Origin of the sequence: Nocardia yamanashiensis NBRC 100130 (assembly GCF_001613325.1) — a bacterium.
Classification (GTDB): Bacteria; Actinomycetota; Actinomycetes; order Mycobacteriales; family Mycobacteriaceae; genus Nocardia; species Nocardia yamanashiensis.
Window position 1 is genome coordinate 189,600 of sequence record NZ_BDCD01000024.1, and the last position, 6,238, is coordinate 195,837.

The 6,238-nt window shown below is 68.4% G+C and carries 5 protein-coding genes and 1 pseudogene; 5 read left to right on the top strand and 1 reads right to left on the bottom strand.

Annotation, left to right across the window (positions count from 1 at the left end; genetic code table 11):
- Window positions 1-58: 58 nt before the first annotated feature.
- Both NY1_RS28740 and NY1_RS28745 read left to right on the top strand, forming a co-directional pair.
- Window positions 59-973 (top strand): RNA polymerase sigma-70 factor, encoded by a 915-nt coding sequence (locus NY1_RS28740; RefSeq protein ID WP_439956048.1) that lies wholly within the window; start codon window positions 59-61, stop codon window positions 971-973.
- Window positions 974-1,027: 54 nt separating this feature from the next.
- Complete coding sequence (locus tag NY1_RS28745) at window positions 1,028-1,663, top strand: DNA-3-methyladenine glycosylase (protein WP_084535500.1); 636 nt, start codon at window positions 1,028-1,030, stop codon at window positions 1,661-1,663.
- An 18-nt stretch (window positions 1,664-1,681) separates the two neighbouring features.
- On the opposite strand, the pseudogene NY1_RS28750 reads toward NY1_RS28745, so the two are convergent.
- Window positions 1,682-3,010 (bottom strand): annotated as a pseudogene (locus NY1_RS28750) (2-isopropylmalate synthase); the annotation flags it as partial.
- 217 nt (window positions 3,011-3,227) lie between these two features.
- On the opposite strand from NY1_RS28750, the gene NY1_RS28755 reads away from it, so the two are divergent.
- The 3 genes from NY1_RS28755 to tyrS all read left to right on the top strand — a co-directional run bounded on the left by NY1_RS28755 (window position 3,228) and on the right by tyrS (window position 5,883).
- Window positions 3,228-3,899 carry a FadR/GntR family transcriptional regulator gene (locus NY1_RS28755; protein WP_067720030.1) on the top strand — a complete coding sequence of 224 codons (672 nt, stop codon included), beginning with the start codon at window positions 3,228-3,230 and terminating at the stop codon, window positions 3,897-3,899.
- Between the two features lie 148 nt (window positions 3,900-4,047).
- A complete protein-coding gene (locus NY1_RS28760; protein ID WP_067720033.1) occupies window positions 4,048-4,473 on the top strand; it encodes a DoxX family protein in 426 nt (141 codons plus the stop codon).
- 123 nt (window positions 4,474-4,596) lie between these two features.
- Window positions 4,597-5,883: a tyrosine--tRNA ligase gene (gene tyrS, locus NY1_RS28765; protein WP_067720114.1), complete on the top strand. Its 1,287-nt coding sequence runs from the start codon at window positions 4,597-4,599 to the stop codon at window positions 5,881-5,883.
- The last annotated feature ends 355 nt before the right edge of the window (window positions 5,884-6,238 follow it).

The following is a 6,238-nucleotide window of genomic DNA, read 5'->3' on the forward strand; positions in this document are numbered from 1 at the left end:
GGCCGGAGTCCCCCGAATCCGGCCCCACTCGGACCGCTAACCAACTAGACCGGTAGGTATGAGTCCCATGCAGGACCGCACGACCGAAACCCCGAACCGCGACATCGACCCCTTCGTCGAACACCGTCGCCTGCTCTTCGGCACCGCCTATCAAATGCTCGGCACCGTCACCGACGCCGAGGACATCCTGCAGGACGCCTGGCTGAAATGGCATGCCGTGGACCGGGATTCGGTGGAACACCCCAAGTCCTACCTGGTGCGCACGGTCACCAATCTGGCGCTCAACCGCCTCACCTCCGCCCGGGCCACCCGCGAGACCTATATCGGCCCGTGGCTGCCCGAGCCCTTGATCACCGCGGCCGACGCCGCCCAGGAGACCGAAATGGCGGACACCGTCTCGACCGCCATGCTGGTGGTCCTCGAAACCCTCGCCCCCGTCGAACGCGCCGTGTTCGTGCTGCGCGAGGTGTTCGGCTACTCGCACGCCGAGATCGCCGGCTTCCTCGACCGCCCCGAAGCCACCGTCCGCCAGATCTCGCACCGCGCCCGCAATCACGTGCACTCGCGCCGCCCGCGCTTCGACGCCGATCCCGAAGCCCGCTCGGAGATCACCGAGAAGTTCATGGCGGCCTGCCACGGCGGTGATCTCAACGCGCTCATGCAATTGCTGGCCCCGGACGTCACGCTGTGGAACGACGGCGGCGGCATCGTCACCGCCGCGCGCCGCCCGCTGCACGGACCCGATCATGTGGCGCGCTGGATCCTCGGCGTGCTGGCCAAACCCGTCTCGACCGGCTTCGGACTGGAAACCGCCGTGGTCAACGGCGAATTGAGCATTCTGTTCACGCTCGGCGACTACCGCGGCGGCGCGCTCACCTTCGATCTGGTCGACGGGCGCATGGAAAACATTCGCTTCCAGGTCAATCCGCAGAAGCTGGCCGGGCTGGCCCGCGCCGACGAGCCGGAATCCTGAACCGGCAGGCGAATCAGCCCCGCCCGCCCCGTCGGCCGGGACCGCCGTACCGCGATGGCAGAATCGGCCCTCGTGTCAGCCGAGGAACTCGCCGTCGAACCATTGGCCGCCGCCCGGCGATTGCTGGGCGCGACGCTGTGGTCGGGGCCGGTCGGCATGCGGATCGTGGAGGTCGAGGCGTACGGCGGTGACCCGGCGGGGCCGTGGCCGGACCCGGCCGCGCATTCCGGGCGCGGCCGCACGCCCCGGAACGCGGCCATGTTCGGGCCGCCCGGGGTGCTGTACGTGTACTTCAGCTACGGCATGCACACCTGCGTGAACGTCACCACCGGCCCGGACGGGGTGGCCAGTGCGGTGCTGATCCGGGCGGGGGAGATCATCGCCGGGGTCGAGGCGGCGCGGGCCCGGCGACCGGCCGCCCGCACCGACGCCGCTCTGGCGCGCGGGCCCGGTAATGTCGGCAGTGCGCTCGGGATCACGCTGGACGATTACGGCACCGCGCTTTTCGATCCGGCATCGCCCATCCGGCTCGAGCTCGGGCCCGAAATCACCGATCTGTCAGCCGTTTCCGTCGGCCCCCGGGTCGGCGTCAGCCTGGCCGCCGACCGGCCGTGGCGACTGTGGCTGCCGGATTCCCCGGCGGTCTCGGCCTACCGCCGCAGCCCGCGCGCACCGCGGGCCGCGGGATAGCCGCCGCTACTTCGCCGCGTACATGCGGTGGTACAGCTCCCACAGGGTCCGCGCCGTCACCTCCGCGCCGGTGCGATCGGTGTATTCCTGTACGTGCCGGGCGAATTCGACCTGGGTCGCCCGGTCCATCGTCAATCCGTATTCGGTTTCCAGCAGATACGCGATGCCACCCTTGCCGGACTGTGAATTCACCCGGATCACCGCCTCGTAGGTGCGGCCCACATCCGCCGGATCGATCGGCAGATACGGTACCTCCCAAGGGATTTCACGCTCGGGCTGCCCGGAGCGCGCCGCCCGCTCGCGATGCTCGGCGAACCCCTTCTTGATCGCGTCCTGATGCGTGCCCGAGAACGCCGTGTACACCAGCTCCCCGGCGTACGGATGGCGCGGATGAATCGGCATGCGCGTGCATTCGGCCACCGTCGCCGCCACCGCGTCGATATCGGAGAAGTCGATGCCCGGATTCACGCCCTGCGCATGCAGATTCAAGGCCAGCGTCGCCAGATCCACATTGCCGGTGCGCTCGCCGTTGCCGAACACGCAGCCCTCCACCCGCTGCGCGCCGGCCAGCACCGCCAGCTCCGCGCACGCCACCCCGGTGCCGCGATCATTGTGCGGATGCACCGACAGGATCACGCTGTCCCGCCGTGCCAGATTCCGGTGCATGTACTCGATCTGGTCCGCGTACACGTTCGGCGTCGCGATCTCCACCGTCGCGGGCAGATTCAAGGTCACCGGCCGTTCGGGGGTGGCATCCCACAGCGTGGTGATCCGATCGCACACGTCCAGCACGAAATCCGGTTCGGTCGCCATGAACACCTCGGGCGAGAACTGGAAGCGCACATTGGGCATATCCCCGGCCAGCTCCAGAATGTCGCGCCCGCCCGCCATGATCAGGTCGGCCACGCCCGCGCGCGAGACGCCCAGTACGACGTCCCGCCACACCGGCGCGGTGGCGATGTACATGTGAATCACCACGGGATTGGTGATGCCGCGAATGGATTCGACGGTCCGCTCGATCAGATCCCGGCGGGCGGGCGTGAACACCACGATGGCGACATCAGCGGGCGCGATGCCCTCCTCGGCGATCAACCGCACGAAATCGAAATCGGTCTGCGAGGCGCTCGGATACCCGACCTCGATCTCCTTGTAGCCCATGGCGACCAGCAATTCGAAGAACCGGCGCTTGCGCACCGGATCCATGGGTTCGGCCAGCGCCTGATTGCCGTCCCGCAGATCCACCGGCACCCACAGCGGCGCCTCGGCGATGCGATTGCCCGGCCAGCGCCGATCGGTCAGCGGAACCGAAACTCGTTGGTACACATCGCGGTAACGATGCGAGGGCATGGGGGAGGGCTGCTGGCGATTCCAGGTCGTGGACGTGGTCATGCTCGGAATTCCTTCGCGTCGGTGAGAGAGGACCGGCGCGGCACATCGACCCGCGGACGGGGCGCCGGTCGATCAGACCCCGTCGCGGCGACGAAGGAGAAGCAGGGCACCCGTATGCATGTGGCCTAGACTAGAGGGCAATAACTCCTCAGACAAGTAGAGAGGTAGGAGAGGTATGGCGCAGGTCCAGCGGCACCCGCTCGCCGCCCAGGCCGCCGAGGTACTGCTCGGCCGGATTCGCGCGGGGGAGTGGGCGCTCGGCCACAAACTGCCCGGGGAGACCACGTTGTCCGCGCAGCTCGGCGTCGGCCGCTCCACCCTGCGCGAGGCCATTCGCGAACTCGCGGGCAAGGGCGTGCTCGAAAGCCGCCAGGGCGCGGGCGTTTTCCTCACCGCGCTGGATGTCGCCGAGGATTGGGACACGGTGCTGCGCCGGGCCGACATCGTCACGGTGATCGAGGCGCGCATCGCCATCGAAGCCGAAGGGGCCGCGCTCGCCGCTCGCCGCCGCACCCCCGCCGATCTGCGCGCCATGCTGACCGCGCTGGCCGCCCGCGCCGAAGCCGGGGAGGTGCTGGAACGACTCGTGGACGCCGACACCGCATTCCATCGCACCGTGGTCGCGGCCGGGCACAACGACGTGCTGAGCCAGATGTTCGACGCCTTCGTCCCGCGCCTGCGGCACGCCATGATCGACATGCTGCGCATCCGCCCGATGGCCGATCCGAAGGCCGACCACACCGCGCACGAAGACCTGTACGCCGCCATCCGCGCCCGCGATCCGGAAGCCGCCGCCACCGCCAGCCGTGTCCACCTCACCGCGCTGAAGGACGCCTTCGAACGCTGACCCGCGGCCCGAAAACCCTGCTCGACCACCAGTTATGGTCAGGGAGAAAATTTCTTCCGCGATCGCGATGAGTTTCCGCACCGGGCTCCGTCAATACCGGCAAGCGCGCCGTACCGACCGAAACCCAAGCCCCGTAAGGACACTCGCCATGACCGCCATCGCCGCCCCCGCCCAGACCGCCGCCACCGCTCCCGCCGCCACCGGCAAGACCCGCAATCGCGTGCTGTGGACCCTGCAGATCGTGCTGGCCCTCTTCTTCATCATCGCCTCGGGCCTGCCCAAGCTGGTCGGCCAGTCCGACGCCGTGCACGCCTTCGACACCATCGGCTGGGGCGACTGGTTCCGCTACTTCACCGGCGTCGTCGAGATCTCCGGCGGCATCGGCCTGCTGGTGCCCCGCCTGACCGCCCCGGCCGCCGCCGGCCTGTCCATCACCACCGTGCTGGCCGCCGCCACCCAGGCCTTCCTGCTCGACGCCCCCGCCCTCGCCCCCTTCCCGCTGGTCCTGGCGGTCGTCTTCGCCTGGATCGCCTACGAGCGCCGCGCCGACTTCACCTCCCTGGTGAAGCGCTAGTCCCAGGGACAACCTGAATATTGCCTCGACCCGAGGTCCGCCGCCGATCACAATCGGCGGCGGACCTTCGTATGTGCGGCCTCCCGCAGCCGCGCATATCTACGTGCGGAAAGATGGGTGAACGTGAGCGGAACCGACATCATCGACGAACTGACCTGGCGCGGGCTGATCGCGCAGTCCACCGACCTCGACGCCCTGCGCGCCGAGATGGCCAAGGGCCCGATCACCCTCTATGCCGGTTTCGACCCGACCGCCGCCTCCCTGCACGCCGGGCACCTGGTCCCGCTGCTCGCGCTCAAGCGTTTCCAGCGCGCGGGCCATCGCCCCGTCGTATTGGCCGGTGGCGCAACGGGTCTCATCGGCGACCCGCGTGATGTCGGTGAGCGCACCATGAACTCCACCGACACCGTGGCCGAATGGGCCGGGCGCATCCGCTCCCAGCTGGAGCGCTTCGTCGACCTCGGCGACGCCCCCAATGCGGCCGTCATCGCCAACAACATGGATTGGACCGGCCCGCTGAGCACGGTCTCCTTCCTGCGCGATATCGGCAAGCACTTCTCGGTGAACGTCATGCTGGCCCGCGACACCGTCAAGCGCCGCCTGGAATCCGACGGCATGTCCTACACCGAGTTCTCCTACATGCTGCTGCAGGCCAACGACTACCTGCAGCTGCGCCGCAACTACGACTGCACCTTGCAGGTCGGCGGCTCGGATCAGTGGGGCAACATCATCGCCGGCGTCGAGCTCAACCGCCGCGTCGACGGCGCGCACGTGCACGCCCTCACCGTGCCGCTGGTGACCTCGGCCGACGGCAAGAAGTTCGGCAAGTCCACCGGCGGCGGCAGCCTCTGGCTCGATCCGGAGATGACCAGCCCCTACGCCTGGTACCAGTACTTCGTGAACACCGCCGACGCCGATGTGGTCCGCTACCTGCGCTGGTTCACCTTCCTGTCCAAGGAGGAACTGGACGAGCTGGAGCAGGCCACCGCCGAACGCCCGCACGCCCGTGAGGCGCAGCGCCGGCTGGCCGCCGAGATGACCACCCTGGTGCACGGCGCGGAGAACACCGCCGCGGTGCAGCTCGCCAGCCAGGCGCTGTTCGGTCGCGGTGAACTTCGCGAGCTGAACGAGCCGACCCTGGGTGCGGCGCTCACCGAGGCGGCCGTCGACGGCACGGTCGCCGAGGCCAAGCCCGGCGACACCATTGTGGATCTGCTGGTCGCGGCCGGTTTGTCGGAGAGCCGCGGCGCCGCTCGCCGCGCGGTCAACGAAGGCGGCGTCTCGGTGAACAACGAGAAGGTCGCCGATCTGGAGTGGACCCCGGCCGACGCCGACTACCTGCACGGCAGCTGGCTGGTGCTGCGCCGGGGCAAGAAGAACTTCGCCGGCGTGCGCCGCGCGGGTTCGTAATTCGCCGGACCGATACGAAAACAAGATCGCCGAGAGCTGGGTCACAAAACCGTGCCCCGACCCGGCGATCTTGTTGTTTCGGGGGTCGGCGACCTGCGCAGACGCGGCGCTCACCAGGCGATTTGCATTCGCGTTTTCCTGGGCGTAACTTAGTCCAGGTCAGAGCGACACGGACACCGACCGGGTGCCAAACGCCCAGCTCAGAGGCTGGAAACGAGGATCCGGAAACGAGGTTGTACGAGGAGCGCCTGGCTTGAACACTCCAGCCTCGAAATTGGTTCTTGACTCTGTGGAGTCTGACCGTTAGGCTGGAACGGTTGCCTCATTGGACATCTGATCAACTTCAGGTCGAAAA

Bases quoted from the DNA above. Each gene is read 5' to 3' on its own strand.
- NY1_RS28740 (WP_439956048.1), top strand. From the start codon at position 59: ATGAGTCCCATGCAGGACCGCACGACCGAAACCCCGAACCGCGACATC.
- NY1_RS28745 (WP_084535500.1), top strand. From the start codon at position 1,028: ATGGCAGAATCGGCCCTCGTGTCAGCCGAGGAACTCGCCGTCGAACCA.
- NY1_RS28755 (WP_067720030.1), top strand. From the start codon at position 3,228: ATGGCGCAGGTCCAGCGGCACCCGCTCGCCGCCCAGGCCGCCGAGGTA.
- NY1_RS28760 (WP_067720033.1), top strand. From the start codon at position 4,048: ATGACCGCCATCGCCGCCCCCGCCCAGACCGCCGCCACCGCTCCCGCC.